Source organism: Elioraea sp. (genome assembly GCF_022842375.1).
Classification (GTDB): domain Bacteria; phylum Pseudomonadota; class Alphaproteobacteria; order Acetobacterales; family Acetobacteraceae; genus Elioraea_A.
On sequence record NZ_JALHPR010000001.1, the window covers coordinates 59,081 to 80,392 of the forward strand.

Genomic DNA, 21,312 nt, shown 5'->3' on the forward strand with positions numbered 1-21,312 from the left:
CGGGCCGTCAGCCTGACGCGATCGTCGGGATCGCCGCCTCAGCCTCGAACAGATGGAGGAGCAGCCGCACCGCCTGTCCCCGCGCGCCGACGAGGTCGGGGTCACGCTCGAGCAGCAGCGCGGCATCGTCGCGTGCGATGCCGATCAGGTGCTGGTGCGCGCCCGGCTCGACGAGGTGGAAGGCCGGCAAGCCCGACTGGCGCGTGCCCAGCGCCTCTCCCCCGCCGCGGAGCTTCAGGTCCTCCTCGGCGATCACGAACCCATCCTCCGTTCCCACAAGCGTCTCGATGCGCTTGCGTGCCACCTCGGTCAGCCCCTCGTCGTAGACCAGCAGGCAGTACGACGCCTCCTGCCCGCGCCCGACGCGGCCGCGGAGCTGGTGCAGCTGGGCGAGGCCGAAGCGCTCCGCCTGCTCGATGACGATGACGGAAGCTTCCGGCACGTCGACGCCGACCTCGACGACGGTGGTGGCAACCAGGATGGTCTTCTCCCCGGCAGCGAAGGCGGCCATCGCGGCGTCCTTCTCCGGCCCCTTCATCTTGCCATGCAGCAGTGCGACGCGGCCCGGGAAGTGGCGCGAGAGGTCGCGCGCGCGCGCCTCGGCGGCGGCAAGGTCGGACGCCTCGCTCTCGCCCACCAGGGGGCAGATCCAGTAGGCGCGGGCGCCGGCCGCCAGCCTTCGCCCGATCGCCTCGACCACCTCGCCGAGCTTGCCGAGAGGCTTGGCGAGGGTGGTGACCGGGATACGTCCCGGCGGGCGGCCGGCGAGCCGGCTCACTTCCATGTCGCCCCAGGCGGTCAGCAACAGCGTGCGGGGGATGGGGGTGGCGGTCATCACGAGAACGTCCACCGCCTCGCCCTTGGCTGCCAGCATCAGCCGCTGGTGAACCCCGAAGCGGTGCTGCTCGTCGATCACGGCGAGTGCAAGGTCGGCGAAGCTCACGCCCTCCTGGAACAGCGCGTGCGTGCCTATGGCGATGGAGGTCGCCCCGCTCGCGAGCCCCGCGAGTGCCGCCTCGCGCGGCTTTCCCTTCTCGCGACCGGTCAGGAGCGCGACCGTCACGCCGGCTGAAGCTGCGAGGCGCGAGATCGTCGCGTGATGCTGGCGGGCGAGGATCTCGGTCGGTGCCATCAGTGCCGCCTGCGCGCCGGCCTCGACCGCGCGCAGCATCGCCATGAGTGCAACCAGTGTCTTGCCCGAGCCGACATCGCCCTGCAGCAATCGCAGCATCCGGCGGGGGGCGGCAAGGTCGGCATCGATTTCGGCCAGCGCCGTGGCCTGGGCGAGCGTCGGCACATGGCCGAAGGCGGCGAGTGCCTTCCGGCGCAACTCCCCGTTGCCGGCAAGCGCCCGGCCCGGCTGGGCCTTGAGCGCGCGACGCGAGAGCGCGAGGGAGACTTGCTGCGAGAACAGCTCGTCATAGGCGAGCCGCACGCGCGCGGGGTGGGTGGGGGAGACGGCATCGGGGCCGTCGGGCTTGTGCGCGGCGATGAGCGCATCGCGCCAGCCTGGCCAGCGCTCGCGGCGGAGGAGGGAAGCGTCGGCCCATTCGGGCAGGTCGGGAACGCGGTCGAGCGCAGCCTCTGCCGCCCGGCGCAGCTCCCACGCGCGCAGGCCGGAAGTGAGGCCATAGACGGGCTCGATCAGCGGCAATTCGGCCGCCCGCTCGGGGGCGAGGATGAAGTCGGGATGCGGCATCACCAGCCTGCCACGGTCGAGCTTCAGCTCGCCGGAGATGATCCGCCGCGCCCCCTCCGGCAGATGGTCCGCCCTGTGGCTGCCCTGGCCGAACAGCAGGATGTCGAGGCTGTCGGTGCCATCGCCGACGGTGATGACCCAGGGTGCGCTCGCGCTCCGCGGCGCCCGGCGCGCCTCGACCGAGACCTCCATCGTCACGATCGTGCCGGCGCGCGCTTCCGCCACGGTCGGCCGCGCGCGACGGTCGATCACCCCGGCCGGCAGGTGCCAGAGGAGGTCGAGCACGCGCGCCCCTCCCGTGGCCCGGGCAAGCAGCTGCTCGCGCCGAGGCCCAATGCCGGGCAGCGAAGCCGCGCCGGCGAAGAGGGGAAAGAGGAGGGTGGGACGGTTCACGGGCTGACAGGATCGCTCCGGCGCCATATATCACGGTTCGGAAGGGGGCGCCCGGAAGGGTTGCCCCCCGCTTGTCCTCCGCCCCTTTGGTGCTTTGGCAGACACCGCCGCACATGGACCATACGCGCCACGAGACCCGCCGCCGCCGCCTGATCTTCCGGGCGAGCCACCGCGGCACACATGAGACCGACCTGCTGGTCGGCGGCTTCGTCGCGGCCACCATCGCGGCGATGGACGAGGCCGCGCTCGATGATCTCGAGGCTATCCTCGAACTCCCCGATGTCGACCTTTTCGACTGGCTGACCGGCCGCCGTGCCGTGCCGCAGGAGGTGGCCTCGCCGTTGCTTGCGCGCATGGTCGCCTGGGCGCTCGCGCAGCGGGGGATGACAGCGCCTGGAGGGCCGACGAATGGCTGATGGGGGTGCCACCGCCGCGCGGCTCACCGTCGCCGGCTGCCCGGAGGGCTTCGATGCGCTGATGCTCGCCCGCGCGCGGGCCGAGCATGCGGCCCCGTTGCTGCATGTCTGCCGCGACGATGCACGCATGGCACGCATGGCAGAGGCGCTTGGCTTCTTCGCCCCGGGCGTCCCCGTGCTGCAATTCCCCGCGTGGGACTGCCTGCCCTATGACCGCGTCGGCCCGAACCCCGAGATCACCGCGCGCCGGCTCGATTCGCTGACTGAACTGCTCGACCCGCCCGCCGACCCCTTCATCCTGCTGACGACCGTCAACGCGCTCATCCAGCGCGTGCCGCCGGCGGAGGCCTTCGCCAACGCAGTGCTCACGCTCCGGAAAGGCAGCAGCGCGGGGATCGACCGGATCGTCGCCTTCCTGGAGGCGAACGGCTATGGCCGCGCCAACACGGTGATCGAGCCTGGCGAATACGCCGTGCGCGGCGGGCTGATCGACCTGTTCCCCGCCGGCCGCGACGAGCCGGTGCGGATCGACCTGTTCGGCGACGAGATCGACGAGATCAGGAGCTTTGATCCATTCAGCCAGCGCTCGACCGCTGCCCTCGATGCGGTGGTGCTGAAGCCGGTGAGCGAGGTGCTGCTCGACGAGGCCTCGGTCGCGCGGTTCCGCACCGCGTATCGCGAGCTGTTCGGAGCGGCGGCGAACGACCCGCTCTACGAGGCCGTCTCCGCCCGCCGCCGCCACCAGGGGATGGAGCACTGGCTGCCGCTGTTCCATGACCGCCTCGCCACCCTGGCCGACTATGTGCCCGGTGCGCGCGTGTCGTTCGACCATGAGGTCGACGGCGTGCTCGAGGGCCGCTTCGAGATGATCGCGGATCATTTTGCCGCCCGCCGCAACCCCGAGCTTCGCCGCCTGTCGGAAGGCGAGCTGCCGTACAATCCGCTGAAGCCGGCGCTGCTCTACCATGACGAAGCGTCATGGGCCGCAATGCTCGCGTCGCACACGGTCATGCGTTTCGTTCCCTTCGCGCGTGCCGAGAGTGCCGAGCCTGGGATCATCGAGGCAGGCGCCCGCGCCGGGCGGCAATTCGCCGATGTGCGGACGGCCGGCGGCAACGTGTTCGATGCGCTCGCCGAACATGCGAGGGCGCTCGCCGCCCAGGGCCGCCGCGTCATCGTCGCCGCGTGGTCGGCTGGCTCGCGCGAACGGCTGAAGCACCTTCTGGCCGAGCATGGCCTCGGCGCGGCCGAGGCGGTGGAGGACGTCGGCGCAGCCCGCGCGCTGGCGAAGGGGACGGTCGCACTTGCCGTGCTCGGGCTCGAGCGCGGCTTCGTGTCGGATGATGTCGCCGTCATCGCCGAGCAGGACATCCTGGGCGAGCGCATCTCGCGCCCTGCGCGGCGGAAGAAGCGGGCAGACCAGTTCATCGCGGAGGCGACCGAGCTCGGCGAAGGCGACCTCGTCGTGCACATGGACCATGGCATCGGCCGCTACGACGGCCTCGTCACCCTCTCGGTGAATGGCGCGGCGCATGACTGCCTGAAGCTCGTCTACGACGGCGGCGACAAGCTGTTCGTACCGGTCGAGAACATCGAGGTGCTGTCGCGCTACGGCGAGGGCGAGGGGGTTGCGCTCGACAAGTTGGGCGGCGTCGCCTGGCAGAACCGCAAGGCGCGGATGAAGACGCGCATCCGCGACATGGCGGCAGCGCTGCTGAAGGTGGCGGCGGAGCGGCGGCTTAAGGGCGCGCAGAGCCTGATGCCGCCCGAAGGCCTGTGGGACGAGTTCTGCGCCAGGTTCCAGTTCGCCGAGACGGAGGACCAGGCGCGCGCGATCGCCGATGTTCTCGAGGACCTCGCCGCCGGCCGGCCGATGGATCGCCTCGTCTGCGGCGACGTGGGCTTCGGCAAGACCGAAGTGGCGCTGCGTGCTGCCTTCATCGCCGCGATGTCGGGCCAGCAGGTGGCGGTCGTGGTGCCGACGACGCTGCTCGCGCGCCAGCATTTCCGCGTGTTCAGCGAACGCTTCCGCGGCTTCCCCGTCCGCATCGCGCAGCTGTCGCGGATGGTGACGGCGAAGGAGGCACTCGAGGTCAAGAAGGGCCTGGCCGACGGCTCGATCACGCTCGTCGTCGGCACCCACGCGCTGCTGGCGAAAAGCGTCGAGTTCCGCGACCTTGGCCTCGTCGTGGTCGACGAGGAGCAGCATTTCGGCGTGGCGCACAAGGAGCGCCTGAAGCAGCTCCGCGCCGAGGTGCACATGCTGACGCTGACCGCCACACCCATTCCCCGCACGCTGCAACTCGCGCTGACGGGCGTGCGCGAGATGAGCATCATCGCCACTCCGCCGGTCGATCGCCTCGCGGTGCGTACCTTCATCCTGCCGTTCGATCCCGTCGTGCTGCGCGAGGCGCTGATGCGCGAGCGCTTCCGTGGCGGCCAGATCTTCTACGTGGTGCCGCGGATCGAGGACCTGCCGCGCGTGCGCGGGCGCCTGGCCGAGCTCGCGCCGGAGCTCAAGGTCGTTGAGGCGCATGGGCGGCTCACGCCGACCGAGCTGGAGCGGGTGATGACCGAGTTCCAGGACGGCCGCCACGACGTGCTGCTCGCGACCAACATCATCGAAAGCGGCCTCGACATGGCGGCGGTCAATACGATGGTGATCCATCGCGCCGACATGTTCGGCCTGGCCCAGCTCTACCAGCTGCGGGGCCGCGTCGGTCGCGGCAAGCTGCGCGGCTACGCCTACCTTACCCTCGCGCCCGACCGGAAGCTGACCGCGACGGCGGGCAAGCGCCTCGAGGTGATGCAGGCGCTCGACAATCTCGGCGCCGGCTTCACGCTCGCCAGCCACGACCTCGACATCCGCGGCGCGGGCAACCTGCTGGGCGACGAACAGTCGGGCCATATCCGCGAAGTCGGCATCGAGCTTTACCAGCAGATGCTGGAGGAGGCGGTGTCGGATTTGAAGGCCGGCGAGGGCCGCCACGGCGGTTCGGACAGGGAGTGGACGCCGCAGATCAACCTTGGCATGGCCGTGCTGATCCCGGAACAATACGTGCGCGACCTGCCGGTGCGGCTCGGCCTCTACCGTCGCATCGGCGCGCTCGCGACCGACGGCGAGAGCGAGGCGCTGGCGGCGGAGCTGGTCGACCGGTTCGGGCCCATCCCGGCAGAGGTCGAGAACCTGCTGTCGGTCATGGCGATCAAGCGGCTGTGCCGCGAGGCTGGGGTGGAGAAGCTCGATGCCGGTCCGAAGGGGCTCGTGGTCGGCTTCCGCGGCAATGCGTTCCGCGACGCCGTCGGCCTGGTCGCGTGGCTGCAGGGGCAGAAGGGGCTGGCCAAGCTGCGCACCGACCATAAGCTCGTGGTGACGCGCGATCTCGACAACGTGGCGGTGCGCGTCAGGCTCGCCCGCGACGTGCTCGGCGCGCTCGCCGGCCTCGCGGCGAAGGCCAAGGCCGCCTAGACGCCGGCGTTTTCCAGGGCGGCGATGTCGAGCATGCGCTCGAGCACCTCTGGCTCCTGCGCGCCGGCGATGGCGTGCCGCTCGCCGAACACGAAGCAGGGAACGCCATTGATGCCGAGGCGATGGGCGCGGAGGTTGTCGGCGTGCACCGCATCGGTGCCGAAGCCGACCGGCCCGTGCGTCGCCGGCTCCCCTGCAAGCCCCGTCTCTGCCCAGATGGCGGCAAGCGTCCCGCGGTCGCCGATGTCGCGGCCCTCGCAGAAATGCGCGGCGAACAGCGCATCGACCAGCGGCGCTGCACGGCCCTCGCCGCCGGCGAGCCGGACGAGGCGGTGCGCCTCGATGGTCGAGGGGGTGCGGCCGATCCGGTCGAAGCGGAAGCCGATACCCTCGCTCCGCCCCACCTCGGCAATCGCTGCGTGCAGTCGTCTCGCCCTCTCCTCGCCGCCGAACTTCCGCTGGAGATATTCCGCCCGCGCCATGCCGCGCGCCGGCATGTCCGGGTTCAGCAGGAACGGCCGATAGGTGATCTCGACGGACAGGTCAGGCCGCCGCGCGACAGTGCGCGTAAGCCGGCGCACGCCGATCCAGCACCATGGGCAGACCAGGTCGAACACGACGTCGACGGCAAGCCGCACTGATCGGGGGCTCAGCATGTTCATGGCGCGAGAATAGACGGCGCCGGCCTCCCGGTCACGCGTCGGCGTTACCACTTTGGTCATGTCGAGGCCCCACCGTTCGTTCGAGCTGCTGGGAAAGGGCTTGACCGATGTCAATCTTTACACGCGTCGGGATCGGCGCACGCATCTACATGGCGATCGCGCTGATGGCGCTCGTCACCCTTGTGAGCCTCGGCATCGGGCTTGCCGAATTGCGGGCGTATGACCGAACGCTGTTGGCCGTGAAGAACGCTGGCGAGCGGACCGCGATTGCCGAGCGGCTGAACGGCCTTGTCTACGCCGTCGTGATGGACAGCCGCGGCATCTACATGTCGGCCGACACCGAGAGGGCGAAGCCCTTCGCCGCCGGGCTGCGCCGGTTCCTCGGCGGGGTCGAGCGCGAGGTCGCTGCCTGGGAGGCGCTTCTGCCGGCTGAGCAGCGCGCCGGCTTCGCGCCGGTGAAGGCGGGTGCCGCCGATTTCGTCCGCCTGCGCGGCGAACTCGCGCGCCTTGGCACCGAGGTTTCGATCGCCGAGGCAATCCGCATCGGCAACAACGACGACAACCGCCGCAACCGTATGGCCTTCAACGCTGCCATCGACGCGTCAGCCAAGGCCACGGCGGACGAGATGGCCACACTCGCGGCCCAGGTGGCGGGCATGTTCCGTATCACCGCTCTCTGGCTGACCGGTGCCGTGTCCGGTGCGCTGGCACTGATCGGCATCCTCGTCGTCACCATGGTGCGGGGCACGATCGTGAACCCGCTCGGCGCCGTGACGACGGCGCTGTCCGGCCTCGCCGCGGGCAGGACCGATACGGTGGTTCCTGGCGCTGACAGGGGCGACGAGATCGGCCGCCTTGCCAACACAGCCGAAAGCTTCCGCTCGGCACTCGTCGCGCGGGTGGCGATGGAGGACGCCGCACGGGCAGAAGCAGCAGCCAAGGCGGCGCGCGCCGATGCGATGGCAGCCGAGATCGGCCGGTTCTCGACCGCCTCGGCCGGAGTGATGGAACGTCTCGTCGGCGCTGCCGGATCGCTCGGCGCAGCCGTGACCGGCATGCGTGCGGTGGCCGAGGCAACGGCCTCCGGCTCGACGGCCATGGCCGGTTCCGCCGCCAGCGCCTCCGCGAACGTCCAGACCGTCGCCGCGGCAGCGGAGGAGCTCTCGGCCAGCATCGGCGAGATCACCCGCCAGGTGTCTGACGCCGCCCGCATCGCCGGCCGTGCGGTCGAGGAAGCGCGGCGGACCGACGATACCGTCCAGGGCCTCGCCGAGGGCGCGCGCAAGATCGGTGATGTCGTGCGGCTGATCAGCGACATCGCGGGACAGACAAACCTCCTCGCGCTCAACGCGACGATCGAGGCGGCGCGGGCCGGCGAGGCTGGCAAGGGCTTCGCGGTGGTGGCGTCCGAGGTGAAGAACCTCGCCGCCCAGACCGGCAAGGCGACCGAGGAGATCGCCGGCCAGATCGAGTCGATCCAGGGCTCGACCGCCGAGGCGGTCACGGCGATCGGTGCGATCGGCAGGGTGATCGACGAACTCGCCGCCATCGCGTCCGCCATCGCTGCGGCGGTGGAGCAGCAGGGTGCCGCGACGGCCGAGATCGCGCGGAACGTGCAGCAGGCTGCTGCCGGCACGGCGGAAGTATCGTCGCGCGTGTCCGAGGTGCAGCAGGCGGGCGCCGACGCCGACCGTCAGGCGGGCGTGGTCGCTGGCACGTCGTCAGACGTCGCCGACGCGTCGACGCAGATGCGCCAGGAGGTCGAAACCTTCCTCGGGCGCCTCAAGGTCGCCTGACGTTCACGGACCAGTGCTGGGGAAACCGGGCGGGCGATGCAGGAGGGTGCATCGCCCGCTTCGACTGAGGGGGAGTCGCATCAGGCTCAGCGCCAGGCCGGCCGCCCAAGGTTGACCTGGTCCGTGTTGGTGAGCGCCCCGGCAGCGGCGCCAAGCGCACCCCCGACGATGGCGCCCTGAAGCAGCGTCGCCCCCGTCACGGCGCCGACGGCAAGCCCAGCACCGGCGCCGAGAGCGCCACCGGAAAGGGCGCGGTCGCCGGTCGTGTTCCCGCAGGCGCCGAGCAGCAGCGCTGCGCCAAGGGCCAGAAGGGGAAGGGGACGCATCGTTCATCTCCATGAGTGACGGGTGGTTCACTACCCGAGTGTCTTGAGGCGGCATGGCAGGATAAGGGCCGAACATGTCGCAAATCCGTGAGGTCCCACTCGATACCGACGCGCCCGGCCTTGTCCGATAGCAACGGCCGGCGCCGCCGCCCCCTTCCCGCGGGGCCGATCACGACCGCGTGAGCCGCTCTCCCTTTGCCGCCTCGGCACCGAGGCTGCACAATGGGCGACGACGAGAGACAACACGGGGGACGTGCCGGCATGGGTGCTTCATTCGCGACCGAGCGCAGGCTGCTTGCCGAGGACGAACTCGGGCCGGTGCAGAACAGCCACTATCCCGCACTGGAGTCGCTGCCACACGACGACCTGGTTTCCCTCGCCCGTTGGATCCGTGAGCGTCACAACCGCGCGCGCGACATCATCCGCGGCCGCAGGCGGGTGCGCAGCGGCAAGGCGGAGGCGCGCGGAACGGCATCCGAAAGCGCGTCGGAGCGAGGGTTGGCTGCAAAGAAGCAGGTATTCGCGCGCGGCATGAAGCGGGTGAACGCCAAGCTCGGGCTGATCGCGGCAGAGGCCAGGCGCGCGCGCATGGTCGCTGCGATGGAGGAGGCGCTGGCGCGGCGGAAATCCGCCCCCGTCCACCACCCGCACGGCGGTGACAGTGCCGGGGGAGGCATGGCGGCGCGGCCGCGCGAGAAGCGCCGCGGCATCATCACGGGTGGCCGCATCGGCAGCGTCTCCCAGGCAGGGCGCAACGCCCAGGCGGCGAGGGATTCCAGGGCCGGCGGGTGACAGACCGGCGACCGGGGATGAAGCGGTTCACGCTGCGCTGGCTGAAGCGACTTGCACTGCTCGGCGCCGGCGGTCTGGTGGCCTTCGTGGTCATCCGCGCCGTCGACAGCCAGCGCGGGCCGCCGCTCGACCTCTGGCACACCGAGGTGCCGGAGGAGCCGCGCGCGGCCGAGATCGACCGCCTCGACTGGGCAGGCTATCTCGCCGCGGAGGAGAAGGCGTTCGCCGAGGTGCGGCGGCGGGTGATCGAGAAGCTGCCCCCTGAGGCGCGGCGGCCGGACAACCGCTTCTACGTCGACAGCCCGATCAACCCCGCGCGGTTCGACAATGACTGGAACCGCTCCTACGTGCTCGCGCCCGAGGGCACGCCGCGCGGTGCGGTGGTGCTGCTGCACGGGCTGACGGACGCGCCCTACAGCCTTCGCCACGTCGCCGGGCTCTACCGTGACCAGGGCTTCGTCGCCGTTGGCCTGCGCGTGCCCGCGCACGGCACGGTGCCGGCGGCGCTGACCGACACGGTGTGGGAGGACTGGTCGGCAGCGACCAGGCTTGCGATGCGCGAGGCGCGGCGCCGCGCAGGACCTGGCGCGCCGATCCATATCGTCGGCTTCTCCAATGGCGGGGCGCTCGCGCTCAAGCACGCGCTCGATGCCGTCGAGGACCAGCGCCTGGTGATGCCGGACCGGCTGATCCTTGTCTCGCCCATGGTTGGCATCACCGCCTTCGCGCGCTTCGCCGGGCTCGCTGCCATCCCGTCCGTCCTGCCTGCGTTCTCGAAGGCCGCCTGGCTCGGGATCATCCCGGAGTTCAATCCGTTCAAGTACAATTCATTCCCCGTCAACGGCGCGCGGCAATCCTGGCGGCTGACGCAGGCGTTGCAGGCGCAGCTTCGCGCGCATGCGGCCGATGGCAGGATCGCGCGCATGCCGCCTGTGCTGACGTTCCAGTCCGTCATCGATTTCACGGTGAGCACGCGCGCCGTCGTCACCGCGCTCTATACGCTGCTGCCCGAGAATGGCAGCGAGCTCGTGCTGTTCGACCGCAACCGCGCGACCAAGCTCGGGCCGCTGCTGCGTCCTGCCTTCGATGTCTCGGCCAGCCGGCTGGTGCCCGATGCGCCGCGGCCATGGCGGCTCGTGCTCGTCACCAACGACGAGGAGGGGAGCACCGGGACGATTGCGCGCGTGACCGATGCAGGGGCCGTGGAGGAGCGGCTCGTACCGCTTGACGCCGCCTATCCGCGGCATGTGTTCTCGCTCTCGCATGTGGCACTGCCGTTTCCCGAGTGGGACTCGCTCTACGGCGCCAGCCCCGATCCGCCGGCGCAATATGGCGTCGAGCTCGGAACGATCGGGGCGAGGGGCGAGGTGGGCGTGCTGATCGTCAGCCTCGACAACCTTGCGCGGATGAGCTGGAACCCCTTCTACGATCACATGATGGCCCGGATCGCCGCGCACATCCCGCCTGCACGCTGATGCCCGAACGATGCCACGCATGATCCTGCTCGCGCTGTTCGCCCTCGGTGCCTTCCTGCTCGCCGCCATCGCATGGGCGTGGACGCCCGATCGCCCGCGCGCCGCCCTCGAGGCCCGCTATCTCGCGGCACCGTCCGACATGATCGATGTTGCCGGCACGCGGCTTCACGTGCGCCAGAGCGGGCCGGTGGATGCCCCGGCCGTGATCCTGCTGCACGGCTTCGGCGCGTCGCTGCACACATGGGAGCCGTGGGCAGAGGTGCTCGCGGCAACCCATCGCGTCATCCGCTACGACATCCCCGGCTTCGGCCTGTCGCCGCCCGATCCGGGCAACGACTATTCGCTCGCGCGCGACATCGCCATCCTCGATGGGCTGATGGACAGGCTCGGCCTCGCCCATGCCGCCCTCGTCGGGCATTCGATGGGCGGCAAGATCGCCTGGCACTTCGCCGCCAAGCGGCCCGATCGCGTGTCGCGCCTCGTGCTCGTCGCGCCCGATGGGTTCGCCACGCCGGGCAAGGGGTATGGCGAGGCGCCGACGGTGGGCAGGTCGCTCGCACTGATGACGGTGTTCCTGCCGCGCCCTGTGCTGCGCATGACGATCGCTCCTGCCTATGCCAACCCCGTGCGCCTCGATGACGCGATGCTCACGCGCTATCACGACATGATGCTCGCCCCCGGAGCGCGCAGGGCGATGCTTGCGCGGCTGTCGCAGGCGGTTCTCGAGTACCCGGCTGACCTGCTGCCACGGATCACCGCGCCGGTGCTGCTGCTCTGGGGCGAGGACGACAGGATGATCCCTGCCTCGCACGCCGCTGACTACGTGCGCCTGCTGCCGGGTGCGGAGGTGGTTCGTCTTCCCAACCTCGGCCACGTTCCGCACGAGGAGGATCCGGCCCGGTCGCTGCCACCGATCGCCGCGTTCCTCGCGCGCTGAACTCACCCGGCTTCGTCGAGCGGCTTGGCGAGCCAGACGAGACGTGTGCGCGTGAAGCCGAGATGGTCGTAGAAGTCGAGTGCCGGCGCGTTCGTCTCGTCGGCCAGCAGCGCGATCCTGAGCGCCCCCTTCCCCTGCGCCCATGATTCCGCGGCCGCGATCAACGTCCCGCCGATGCCGCGGCCGCGGCAGCGCGCCGTGACCACGACATCCTCGATTCCGGCCGAAAGCCCACCGCGTGCCGTGCTGATGCTAAGTTGCACCGTGCACATGCCAGCGACCGCACCCTCGGCGACAGCGACAAGCACGACGGCATCGGCGCGTTCAAGCAGCAGGCCGAGCCCGCGTGCCTGGACCTCCGGCGCGATCGCGAAATCGGCCTCGATCGCGAACAACTCGCCGAGGAGTGCTGCCATCGCCGGCACGTCGGCGATGGTCGCCACCCGGATCGCTGTTGCCATCCCCCTGCCGTCGCTGGCCGTCTACCACTGGCCCGTCTGCTGGCCCGCCTACTGGCCCGTCGGCTGGCCCATCTATTTGCCCGCCTACTGGCGCGGAGGCTGTTGCTGCTGCTGGCCGGCTTGCACGCCGCGCTGGAACTGCGCCTCGCGTTCACGTTGATGATAGTCGAACAGCAGGCCACCCGCAGCACCGGCACCGGCACCGATCAAGGCGCCCCAGCCGAAATTGCCCGACATCGCACCGATCAGTCCGCCGACCGCCGCACCACCGGCAGCGCCCGTGCCAGCGCGCATCAGCGTCGGGTCAGCGCCGCTCTCGCAGGCACCGAGAGGAAGGGCGAGGGCGAGCAGGAGTCCGGCGGCCCCGAAACGATATGCTTTCGTCATGAGATGCTCCTCTTCGCGCGTCTGTGTCAGCGGCGCGGGCAGGGGTAGGTGTCGACCAGGAAGCGGAACACGCCCTCGACGGCCGGCGCGTTCATCCGCCCAGCCCCGCCATTCGCCCAGGCGAGGAAGCGGCGCACCGTCTCGGCCCCGGTCGGCGCCGTCGCCGGGGGGCAGAACAGGGGGGCTGCTCCGGCCGGCGTCGAGGCGCGGTGATAGTCGAGCGCGCCGCGACCATAGCCGTGGCACCAGCCGAGTGCCTCGAGGTATTGCGGGTCGGAGGTCGGGGTGCTGCAGAGGCGCACGAGGTCTCCGATCGTCTTCACGTCGAACGTGTCACTGGTCAGCCGCGGCTGTGCCGCAATCGGGGACGCGATCAGCAAGGCTGCACAGGCAGCGGCAATGGCCAGACGCATGATGTGGCGTTCCTCTCCCATTTGGTGGCCAAGACTAGCGCGAAGTGCGGCCGCGCGCACGCATCGTCATGCCGCGGCCGCACCCAGCGCTCATCCGTGGCTCAAAGGCTCACCACCGCCACCGGCAGCGATGGCACGATATGGATCGAGACGGGGTCGTAGAACCAGTCCGCCTCGAACCCGCCGTCGCCGCCCGCCGGATTGAAGGCCCGCGAGGCGACATCCAACGAGAACGAGAAGGCGCCCTGCACCTGCGCGCCAGGGGTTGCTGAGTCTGGCGGTTCGATCCCGGCGAGCCGGAAGATCGCGGTTCGCACCGCCGCAGTGTCGAGCGGCATGGTGTGCCAGGCCTCAGCCGAGTTCTCGGCCGATACGAGCACCGGTGCCGCACTGCCGCCGCAGCCACCGCCGCGGAGGAAGGCAGAGCGGAAGTGGTTGGCGGAGGCAAGCCAGCCGACCTCGATCTCGATGTCCACACCCGCCGGGCGCCGGATGACGGGGCAGACCAGTTCCATCGGCAGGCTCCACGCCCCGCCGACGGTGCGCCACCGCAACGAGGTGAATTGCGCGTTCGGGCGGCTGTTGTCGATGCGGAAGCCGACAGGCGTTGCGGTCTTGACCGCGTTCGCAGCGTTGCGCGTCTCGAGCGTCACCTCATAGAGGCCGTTGGCGAAGCCGCCCGTCGGCCAGTTCAGCGCAAGCCGTGCGGGGTGCCAGCCCTCCGCCGCGGGGCGAACGGGGTACCACCCGGTCGCGTCTGCCGCCTGCCAAACCGTCTGCAGACTGCCGCCAGTGATCCTGTGCAGTGGCCAGGTGAGGCCGGTGAACGGCACCTGCACGCTGCCATTGTGGCGATACAGCAGGCGATAGCTCGTTGCGTTATCGATCTCGACGCAGCCATAGAGCTGCAGTGTGCCGCAATAGGGCGTATCGGCTGCCGCGAGTGGCAGGTCGGACGCCCGTGCCGGGTCGAGCCCCGAGGCGCGCGGTCGGTTCGGCCGCTTGGCGTAGCCGGTGACGGCGTCGTGGTAAGGCGTTGCCGGCGCCGACGGGTCGACCACCGGCATGAGGCCGGCGAAGGTGACGGCAGGTACGGTGCCGCAGGCGATGTCGGGGACGTCGCACGTGATGCCGGCGACCGCTATCGGGCTTGCCTCGAGCGTCACATCGGGGATCGCGCCGCTGTTCCAGCGTACGTCGAAGAAGCCTTCTGAGTAGATCGTCTCCTCCGCCCCGTCATTGTCGACGTCCTGCGTCACGCGGAAGGTGATGTCGGGCACGTCGAGCACGGGGAGCCATTGCGGCAGGACAACGGTGTGGCAGCGACGGAACGGTCCGATCCAGCGGTCGGGGCGCACCTGCTTCAGCATCTCCGCTGTCATCCCGCGGGCGAGCGGCAGGCGTGCGGCGTCGGGAATCATCGCCCGTGTCGTTGCACCCGCTGCCGCGGCGCCGCCGCCCTCCGGCATCGGTGGGGCCATCGCCACGCGTGTCGCGGCCAGCATGGCGTTGATCGCGGCGGCTGGCGCACCGGCTGCCTTGGCACGCTCGGCACGCACCATCACCTCGGCCGTCTCGCGCCCGACCAGCTGCTCGACGCGCCGGATCGCGAAGCCACCATCGCGCAGCAGCGGCGGCGGATCGGGCTCTGGGATCGGCGGCTCAGGCCAGCGGATGCGCTCGGGGATCCTGATGCCGTCGATGTCCTTGAGGATGTCGGCCAGCGTCGGGCGCTCGAAGATCACGTCGTAGCAGACGCGCTGGGCGCGCCAGCGCAGCACCCAGTCGATGTCGAAGCGCGGCACCCAGGCGCAGAAACGGCCGCACGCGTCGGTTTTCGCCGTGGCGATCACCTCGCGCTTGCACGAGAGCGGGAAGTACCACCCCCACGGATAGCCGGGCGGGAACCAACCAAGCAGCGAACAGTCGGTATCCTCGACATGGACTGTGGCGAAGGGCACGGGCAGCATCGTGCCATCGGGCCCACGCTTGACCACGCGGCCGCAGACGCGGCGGTACGCTAGCAAGGCGGGGTCGAGGCGGAAGCGAAGTCTATCCGCGAGCTCGGCCACCGGCCGCTTGGCGAGTTCTGCGACCGCGACGCCAGAGAGCCTTGCCAGCCTCGTGGCTGCAATGTCGTTGAGTGGTGCCTTGTCAGGGTCAGCGATGACGGCGACGGACGGAATCCTGTCGGTCACCCTGCCCAGGGTGTCGGCGGGTGGCGTCTTTGTCGTGGAGCCGGCCTTGGGTGTCGTTGGCGCGCGTGCCATCGGCGGTGTCCTTCCCCATGTCTTTCCCGTGTTGGGCTGTGGCAAGGAAGGCTAGTGCCACTGAAGCGTGCAACGCTGTGATCCAGATCATGCGCCTTCACCGGCACCGCCAGCGGCCGGCCCGCTCCCCGACGCGTGACTGCACCGACGCGAACCCGAAGCAGCAACGCCGGTTCAACCCTCAATCCCGCTGCCGATCAGAGGCGGGCAAACAGAGGGAAGGACAAGGTCTCGTGACACAACCGAACCAGAACAATCCGGCCAACCCCGGTGGCCAGCGCCAGCAGCCTGGCGGGCCGAACGACCCGAAGCAGCAGCACGAGCAGGGCCGTGGGACTGGCGATGCCAGCAAGCAGGGCTCGAAGGGCTATGGTGGCGGGAGCACCGAGGAGAAGCAGCCCGGTGGCAAGGCGCTCGACATCAACGGCCCTGGCGGGGGCAAGGGGGAGCAGCGCGACCAGGGTTCTCGTCGCCAGGACCGCTGAGCTTCCCGCACGCGCCGATGCTGGATCCGTCGGCCGGAAGGCCGGCGGGTTCCGCGTGCACGGTGGTTCGCCGGCGACTATCGGGCGGCGCGACTTCCCGGGCACTGACGCCCCAGGGTTCCCTCCCCGGGATTCACTACCGAGGGTTCCCTCCCCAGTGCTCAATCTCACGGGTTCAATCCTCAGGGGTGAAGAAGCACTCGATGGGGCGTGCGACGATCCTGCGCAGTTGCGCCGGGTGGCTCACCGCATGGCCCTGTTCCTCCATCGTCCCACTTACGTTCCGATAGGCCTCGAGTGCCCAGTGTCGGCGTGCAGCATGGACGCCGACATTGACTGCGATTCCGGCCCGGGGTGGCGCATGCCCGGCATGCCCGGGCGACCCCGAGACCGCGTAGGCGAGGCGTCGCGGCGGTGAGGCGACGGCACGCGCCGCAGCCCGTGCAATGTGCGCGGCAGCGCCATGGTCGGGATGCGGATCCGCATCGCTTGGAGCGAGCAGGATGCCGGCGGACCTTTGCCGCAGCATGGCTGCGACGACGTCCACGGCGATGCCAAATGCGAACCCGTCGGCCGCAAGCGCGCCCTCCGGCAGGTCGAGGAACGAGACCATCGCGGCGCCCCCCCCGAGCCGCGCGATGGCCGTCAATGTCTCGGCGCGACGGAGAACGTCGACCCGCCGGATGTCGCGGAGCGGCATGTCTCGCAGCGCCCTGAGAACGCCCGCGCCGCCCGTCAACATCACAATGTGCACCGGCAGTCCACGCTGCGTCGCCTCGGCGATGAGGCCACCGCAGCCGAGGAGCTCATCGATCGGATGCGGTGCGACGATCAGGAATGATCCGCCAGTCGCCAGTTCGCCGACATCGACGAGCGGGAACATCGGCTGCCGCGCCTCGCATGCTGCTGCCGTTGCAGTCACCGAGGCTGGCCGGCGCCGCCCGACATCAGCCGCAGGCAGAGTGCGCGCAGCCGCTCGACCGAGAACGGCCCAAGCTGCGCCTCGCTGCCCGTGATGGCCGCAGGGCGGCGCGGATTGTCACGCGGCGGCATCTCGGCCGGCATGGGAGGCTCCTCCGGAGGGCTCTCGCGCGGCGGCAGCTCGGGCGGAACATCCTCGGTCGGAATCGGCCTGTCCTCTGGACCGCGGACCGGCGGGCTGGGCATGTCGGGCGAAGCACCCGGCCGCTTTGGTGCAATCGGCTCGCCGGTCCGGCGAGTCGGATCCGTCATCGACGGTGGGTCACTCGCTGGGAAGCTGTCATCGAGCGCGTCATCGAGCCGGTCCTCGCGCAGCTTGGTCCCTGCATCACGGGTCGTGCCATCCATGCTCATCGCTCCATGCCTGCTGTGGCGGTGGGGTGTAGGGTCAGAACCACGGGTGCGGGCGAAGGTTCCAGCGCTGCGCCAACACCCGCCAACCCAGCGCAGGGCACGCGACGCTGCAGGCGACCGGCTCACGCCGAGCGCCTGCAATGTGCGGAAACTGGTTGTCTGTGCTAGCGGCGCGCGCCGACTGCAGCGCCACCGACGGCAGCGCCGAGCCCGAGCAGCATCGTCGCGAAGGCCCAGAACGCAAGCACCGCGCCTGACGTCGCCGCGACATCCGCAGCACGGCGTGCCTGCTCTTCCACGGCCCGCGCACGGGCCACAATCGCCTGCTCCGCCTGGTCGAGGCGTTGGCGGGCCTCTTCCGGTGCGATGCCCGCCGTCGCAGCGATCAGCTGCTCCATCCGCGCGCGGTCGTCGGGGTTCCAGGAGCCATCGGCAAGGCGACGGCCGGCCAGGTCGGCCATCTCCGCCATCAGGTCCTCACGCGATGCCGAAGCGGGATCGGACGGCGCGGCCAGGCGGCGCTGGAGCCCCGCGGCGATCTCACTCGGATCGACCTGCGACACGACGGCCGCACCGCCCGCTGCCGCGACCGATGTCGCCGCACCCGTGATACCGCGGATGGCAGCGACCGTTCCGCCTGAGAGCGCGGTGCCGACCAGCGCAATTGCGATGACGAAGCTGACAGCCCAGACGCCCATCCCGTGCAGCAGGGCGTCCTTCCTGCTCCATGTCGCTGCAAGCCGCGCCGCGACGATGCCGCCGAGCAGAAGCCCGAGAGCGCTCGACAAGGCCATCCATGAAGCGGCGGCGATGGTGAACGTGCTGCCGCTCGGGCTGTCGCGGTCGACCGCGTCAACCGACGAGGCACCGATCGCAGCGCCGAGGGCGTGCAGCATTGATCCGAATGCGATCGCAACAATCGCGCCAACGAGGATCGCGCCCCAGCTGACGGTGGGGGCAGCACCCTGCATCATGATGGTATCGGGCGGTGCAGGATCGAGGCGGGCGTCGATGCGCGCCGAGGGCGTAACGTTCATGGGCCTTGTCCTTTGCTCACGGGCTTCGACAGGAAGCGCTTACTGAACCGAACCGTCCGCGCGCCGGGAAGTTCCCTCCCCGACGTGGGTCAAGCGCTCAGGCAAACAGCCATGACAGCGCGAAACCGATGACGACGAGGACGAGCGAGACGGCAAGCACGTAGCGCACGATGCCGGGTGTGATGCCCTGTCGCACCTGGACCGCGGGCGCTCCATCCTTCCTCATCGGTCCATTCTGCGGCGGCTCGGTCATGCGAATTCTCCAGTGCCGGAGATTGGGGAACGCGCGGTGACTGCGGCGGTTGCACGAATCCTCATGCCGCGTGCGGTGCATCGCTCAGGCAGTGTCATGAGCGGACGTCGACGCGCGCCGGGGCAGGCGATGCCGTCACACCGCCCGCCCGTCGGTGGCCTCACCCTCGCGTGGCGCGCGGCCCCCACGCTGCGCGGGTGGAGATGCCGCGGGCTGCTGCCGCTGCGGCAGGGAGTTGGGCGAATAGGCTTGCCGCAACAGCGCCTCGAGTGCGGCGCGCGCCCGATGCACACGGCTCTTCACGGTCCCGACGGCGCAGCCGGAAATCGCCGCGATCTCGTCGTACGACATGTTCGCCCCACCCGCGAGCGCAAGCACGGAGCGGAACTCGGGCGGGAGCCGCATGAACTGTCGCACCAGGTCCTTGAGCTCAAGCCCGTCCATCTGGTCGGGAAACACGGAGGCGAAACCGTCGTCGAGTTCATGCAGCGGGCGCGTCCGCCGCCGCTTGGCGACGAATTCGTTGAGGAACCGATTTCGCAGTACCCTGAAGGCCCACGCCTTGAAGTTCGTGCCTTGCTCAAAACGATCGGCAGCCGCGAGAAGGCGGACGGCGGTATCCTGCACGAGGTCGTCTGCATCCGCCCGGTTGCCCGTGAGGAACAATGCGTAGGCCCGCATGTTTGGCAGGAGGGCGACCAGGTCCCGATCTATCGACGGCATGGCGAGGCTCTCACTGGTTCCACGTGAGGGTCAACGACGCATGCCGCGCGAGGGTTGCGGCTCACCGGTGCACGCCGGGGAGGAATCACCCGCATCCGGGTGGTCATCACACCATGCTGACGCCCTGGTTGAGTGGCACGCTGCGTTTTCCTGCGAACCTTGCCGCACCTCGCCCGTTTGTCGTCCATCGCCCGCATTCCGTGGGCGCAATGGGAGACCAGCCATGCGAAGGATCGCTTCCACGCTCGCCGTGTGCGCAGCCGTCACGCTCGGCGCGTGCGGCACGCAGCAGGATGAACGCGTTCAGGGTGGCGCTGCCGCCGGTGCGGCCGCGGGCGCGGGTGTCGGCGCACTCGGCGGGCCGGTGGGCGCCGTCGTCGGCGGTGTCGTTGGCGGTGCCGCCGGCGCCGTGACGGGCGCGACGACCGACCCGAGCGACGTCAATCTCGGCCGTCCGGTATGGGCAGAGCCCGACACGCGCCTCAACCCGCCTGACAATGATCCGCGTCGCTGATGACGCGGGCCGCGCACGCAGAAAGGGCCGCGCATGACGCGCGGCCCTTTCCTTTGTCCCCGACCCTGCCGGGCCGGTTCGGCTCAGCGCCGGCGGGCGGTGTAGTCAAATTTCGGGGCGTTGCGGAGTTGCTCCTCCGTCAGCGTCGTCTCGACCCGTGTTTCGTCGTCGGACACGCGGCGCATCCGCAGCGCTGCTGGCTCGACTGCGACATAGCTCTGCGCAATGCCGACCAGCCCGCCGAACGAGAGGATGATGCCGATGACTTCGCCGCGATCGGAGATGATCACGTCCGCGACATCGGCGATCTTGTCCTCGCCGCCCGTGGTGTAGACGTCAGCACCGTCGAGCCTGCTGGCGAGGTAGTGGGATGCGCCGGCCTGTCGCACGAACCCGGTCGTCGAACCCGCACCGCCCATCGGGGGCTGGGCTGCCTGCCGCTCGGGGATCGCGCCCATTCCCGGCTGCCCGGGCTGTGCGCGGCCAGGCATCGAGCCAGGAACGGAACCAGGCGGAACAGGGCGATCGGTGCCTGGCTGGGCGGTTCCGCTCATCCCCGGTGATGGTGTCGGGGCTGGTGCCTGCGCCGGTGCCTGGGCGGTTGCAAAGCCGGCGGCCATCATGATCGTCGCTGCAACGATACTCGTGCTGAGAAGGCGGTTCCGTGTCGGCATGGTGTCTCTCCCGTTCATGCTGTTGGTGCGGAAAGAACCAGTGTGGTGTCGGTAGGTTCCAGCCAGCAGGCTGTCAAACCGAGCAGGTCGGCGGCATGGCGGCCGCGGTGCTGCGCATCGCATGAGGGCCGCATTGGCGCGACGGGTGAGGGACGACGGGCGAAGCCGGACAGCATCTGCCGCCGCCCTCGCCCGTCCCGTTGTTCATGCGGTGGTGGGCACGACCGGCTTCAAAACATCGCGCTCTTCACGCCGCGGCCTGCGCCTCGGCGATGACGGAACGGCTGGCGAGATCCTCAAGCAGCTTATCCGCTGCCTTCTCCTCGGTAAGGGTCTCGCGCAGCAGCTTGACGATGTCGGGCTGGTTCATCCCCTCGGCCCACGCGATGAGGGTGAGGTAGCGCGCCATCTCGTAGTGTTCCACCGCCTGGCCACACGCGATCAGTCCCGCATCGCGGACGGGGCTTGGCTGCGTGGCCTCCTCGAGCAGTTCCTCGCATTCCTGGATCAGGCCCTGGATTGCTTCGCAGGTCTGGCCCTGCGCCCTCTTGCCGAGCGTTTCGAACACGCGCTGCAGGCGCTCGACCTGGCCCTGGGTCTGTTCCTTGTGCTCGGTGAAAGCCTGCTTGAGCTTGGGATTCTGCGCAGCCCGCGCCATCTTGGGCAACGCCTTCAGCAGCTGACGCTCGGCGTAGTAGATGTCTTTGAGCGTCATCATGAAGAGTTCACTGAACTGCATTGGATCAACCTCCGTTCACCGCACCCGCGGCGAGTGCTGGGGCTGAACCGCCTCGG

Annotated in this window: 22 protein-coding genes; 8 read left to right on the forward strand and 14 right to left on the reverse strand. The window is 69.9% G+C overall.

Annotated features, from left to right (window positions below):
• Positions 1-7: 7 nt before the first annotated feature.
• Positions 8-2,119 (reverse strand): ATP-dependent DNA helicase RecG, encoded by a 2,112-nt coding sequence (recG, locus tag Q0C38_RS00285; RefSeq protein ID WP_408869991.1) that lies wholly within the window; start codon positions 2,117-2,119, stop codon positions 8-10.
• A gap of 86 nt (positions 2,120-2,205) precedes the next feature.
• Between recG and Q0C38_RS00290 the strand changes: the two genes are divergently transcribed.
• Together Q0C38_RS00290 and mfd are read left to right on the forward strand one after the other, a co-directional pair.
• Positions 2,206-2,508, forward strand: a complete 303-nt coding sequence (locus tag Q0C38_RS00290) for a succinate dehydrogenase assembly factor 2 (RefSeq protein ID WP_291295044.1) — start codon at positions 2,206-2,208, stop codon at positions 2,506-2,508.
• Positions 2,501-5,977, forward strand: coding sequence for a transcription-repair coupling factor (mfd, locus tag Q0C38_RS00295; RefSeq protein WP_291295045.1), 3,477 nt, complete (start codon positions 2,501-2,503; stop codon positions 5,975-5,977). Before Q0C38_RS00290 ends, mfd begins: the two co-directional genes overlap by 8 nt.
• Here the strand turns inward: mfd and Q0C38_RS00300 are convergent.
• Positions 5,974-6,699 carry a DsbA family oxidoreductase gene (locus Q0C38_RS00300; protein WP_366937223.1) on the reverse strand — a complete coding sequence of 242 codons (726 nt, stop codon included), beginning with the start codon at positions 6,697-6,699 and terminating at the stop codon, positions 5,974-5,976. The two genes, mfd and Q0C38_RS00300, sit on opposite strands and share 4 nt — an antisense overlap.
• A 47-nt stretch (positions 6,700-6,746) precedes the next feature.
• Here Q0C38_RS00300 and Q0C38_RS00305 point away from each other — a divergent pair, with 47 nt between their 5' ends.
• A complete protein-coding gene (locus Q0C38_RS00305; RefSeq protein ID WP_291295046.1) occupies positions 6,747-8,435 on the forward strand; it encodes a methyl-accepting chemotaxis protein in 1,689 nt (562 codons plus the stop codon).
• An 86-nt stretch (positions 8,436-8,521) separates the two neighbouring features.
• Here the strand turns inward: Q0C38_RS00305 and Q0C38_RS00310 are convergent, their stop codons facing one another.
• Positions 8,522-8,761 (reverse strand): hypothetical protein, encoded by a 240-nt coding sequence (locus tag Q0C38_RS00310; RefSeq protein ID WP_291295047.1) that lies wholly within the window; start codon positions 8,759-8,761, stop codon positions 8,522-8,524.
• A 261-nt stretch (positions 8,762-9,022) separates the two neighbouring features.
• On the opposite strand from Q0C38_RS00310, the gene Q0C38_RS00315 reads away from it, so the two are divergent.
• The 3 genes from Q0C38_RS00315 to Q0C38_RS00325 are packed head-to-tail and all read left to right on the forward strand — an operon-like array spanning position 9,023 to position 11,965.
• Positions 9,023-9,553, forward strand: coding sequence for a hypothetical protein (locus tag Q0C38_RS00315; RefSeq protein ID WP_291295048.1), 531 nt, complete (start codon positions 9,023-9,025; stop codon positions 9,551-9,553).
• Between the two features lie 17 nt (positions 9,554-9,570).
• Positions 9,571-11,028, forward strand: coding sequence for a carboxylesterase (locus tag Q0C38_RS00320; RefSeq protein WP_291295049.1), 1,458 nt, complete (start codon positions 9,571-9,573; stop codon positions 11,026-11,028).
• A 10-nt stretch (positions 11,029-11,038) separates the two neighbouring features.
• Positions 11,039-11,965, forward strand: coding sequence for an alpha/beta fold hydrolase (locus tag Q0C38_RS00325; protein WP_291295050.1), 927 nt, complete (start codon positions 11,039-11,041; stop codon positions 11,963-11,965).
• A 2-nt stretch (positions 11,966-11,967) separates the two neighbouring features.
• Here the strand turns inward: Q0C38_RS00325 and Q0C38_RS00330 are convergent, their stop codons facing one another.
• The 4 genes from Q0C38_RS00330 to Q0C38_RS00345 all read right to left on the reverse strand — a co-directional run bounded on the left by Q0C38_RS00330 (position 11,968) and on the right by Q0C38_RS00345 (position 15,496).
• Entirely contained in the window at positions 11,968-12,426 is a 459-nt protein-coding gene (locus tag Q0C38_RS00330; protein ID WP_291295051.1) for an N-acetyltransferase, read from the reverse strand.
• 84 nt (positions 12,427-12,510) lie between these two features.
• Complete coding sequence (locus Q0C38_RS00335; RefSeq protein WP_291295052.1) at positions 12,511-12,813, reverse strand: YMGG-like glycine zipper-containing protein; 303 nt, start codon at positions 12,811-12,813, stop codon at positions 12,511-12,513.
• Positions 12,814-12,839: 26 nt separating this feature from the next.
• On the reverse strand, positions 12,840-13,193 hold the full coding sequence (locus tag Q0C38_RS00340) for a Rap1a/Tai family immunity protein (protein ID WP_291295053.1): 354 nt from the start codon (positions 13,191-13,193) through the stop codon (positions 12,840-12,842).
• A gap of 134 nt (positions 13,194-13,327) precedes the next feature.
• Positions 13,328-15,496 (reverse strand): hypothetical protein, encoded by a 2,169-nt coding sequence (locus Q0C38_RS00345; protein WP_291295054.1) that lies wholly within the window; start codon positions 15,494-15,496, stop codon positions 13,328-13,330.
• 233 nt (positions 15,497-15,729) lie between these two features.
• Here Q0C38_RS00345 and Q0C38_RS00350 point away from each other — a divergent pair, with 233 nt between their 5' ends.
• Positions 15,730-15,981: a hypothetical protein gene (locus Q0C38_RS00350; protein ID WP_291295055.1), complete on the forward strand. Its 252-nt coding sequence runs from the start codon at positions 15,730-15,732 to the stop codon at positions 15,979-15,981.
• A gap of 175 nt (positions 15,982-16,156) precedes the next feature.
• Here the strand turns inward: Q0C38_RS00350 and Q0C38_RS00355 are convergent, their stop codons facing one another.
• From Q0C38_RS00355 to Q0C38_RS00375, 5 genes are all read right to left on the reverse strand, one after another.
• Positions 16,157-16,864 carry a PIG-L deacetylase family protein gene (locus Q0C38_RS00355; protein WP_291295056.1) on the reverse strand — a complete coding sequence of 236 codons (708 nt, stop codon included), beginning with the start codon at positions 16,862-16,864 and terminating at the stop codon, positions 16,157-16,159.
• Between the two features lie 35 nt (positions 16,865-16,899).
• Positions 16,900-17,310 carry a hypothetical protein gene (locus tag Q0C38_RS00360; protein WP_291295057.1) on the reverse strand — a complete coding sequence of 137 codons (411 nt, stop codon included), beginning with the start codon at positions 17,308-17,310 and terminating at the stop codon, positions 16,900-16,902.
• A 170-nt stretch (positions 17,311-17,480) separates the two neighbouring features.
• Complete coding sequence (locus Q0C38_RS00365; RefSeq protein WP_291295058.1) at positions 17,481-18,353, reverse strand: hypothetical protein; 873 nt, start codon at positions 18,351-18,353, stop codon at positions 17,481-17,483.
• A gap of 97 nt (positions 18,354-18,450) precedes the next feature.
• Complete coding sequence (locus Q0C38_RS00370; RefSeq protein WP_291295059.1) at positions 18,451-18,579, reverse strand: hypothetical protein; 129 nt, start codon at positions 18,577-18,579, stop codon at positions 18,451-18,453.
• Positions 18,580-18,741: 162 nt separating this feature from the next.
• Complete coding sequence (locus tag Q0C38_RS00375; RefSeq protein WP_291295060.1) at positions 18,742-19,329, reverse strand: sigma-70 family RNA polymerase sigma factor; 588 nt, start codon at positions 19,327-19,329, stop codon at positions 18,742-18,744.
• A gap of 223 nt (positions 19,330-19,552) precedes the next feature.
• Between Q0C38_RS00375 and Q0C38_RS00380 the strand changes: the two genes are divergently transcribed.
• The gene (locus Q0C38_RS00380) at positions 19,553-19,843 is read left to right on the forward strand and encodes a hypothetical protein (RefSeq protein WP_291295061.1); all 291 of its coding nucleotides are present in this window, start codon (positions 19,553-19,555) and stop codon (positions 19,841-19,843) included.
• Between the two features lie 83 nt (positions 19,844-19,926).
• On the opposite strand, the gene Q0C38_RS00385 is transcribed toward Q0C38_RS00380, so the two are convergent.
• Complete coding sequence (locus Q0C38_RS00385; protein WP_291295062.1) at positions 19,927-20,517, reverse strand: PRC-barrel domain-containing protein; 591 nt, start codon at positions 20,515-20,517, stop codon at positions 19,927-19,929.
• Positions 20,518-20,764: 247 nt separating this feature from the next.
• Positions 20,765-21,256, reverse strand: a complete 492-nt coding sequence (locus tag Q0C38_RS00390) for a ferritin-like domain-containing protein (RefSeq protein WP_291295063.1) — start codon at positions 21,254-21,256, stop codon at positions 20,765-20,767.
• Positions 21,257-21,312 lie beyond the last annotated feature (56 nt).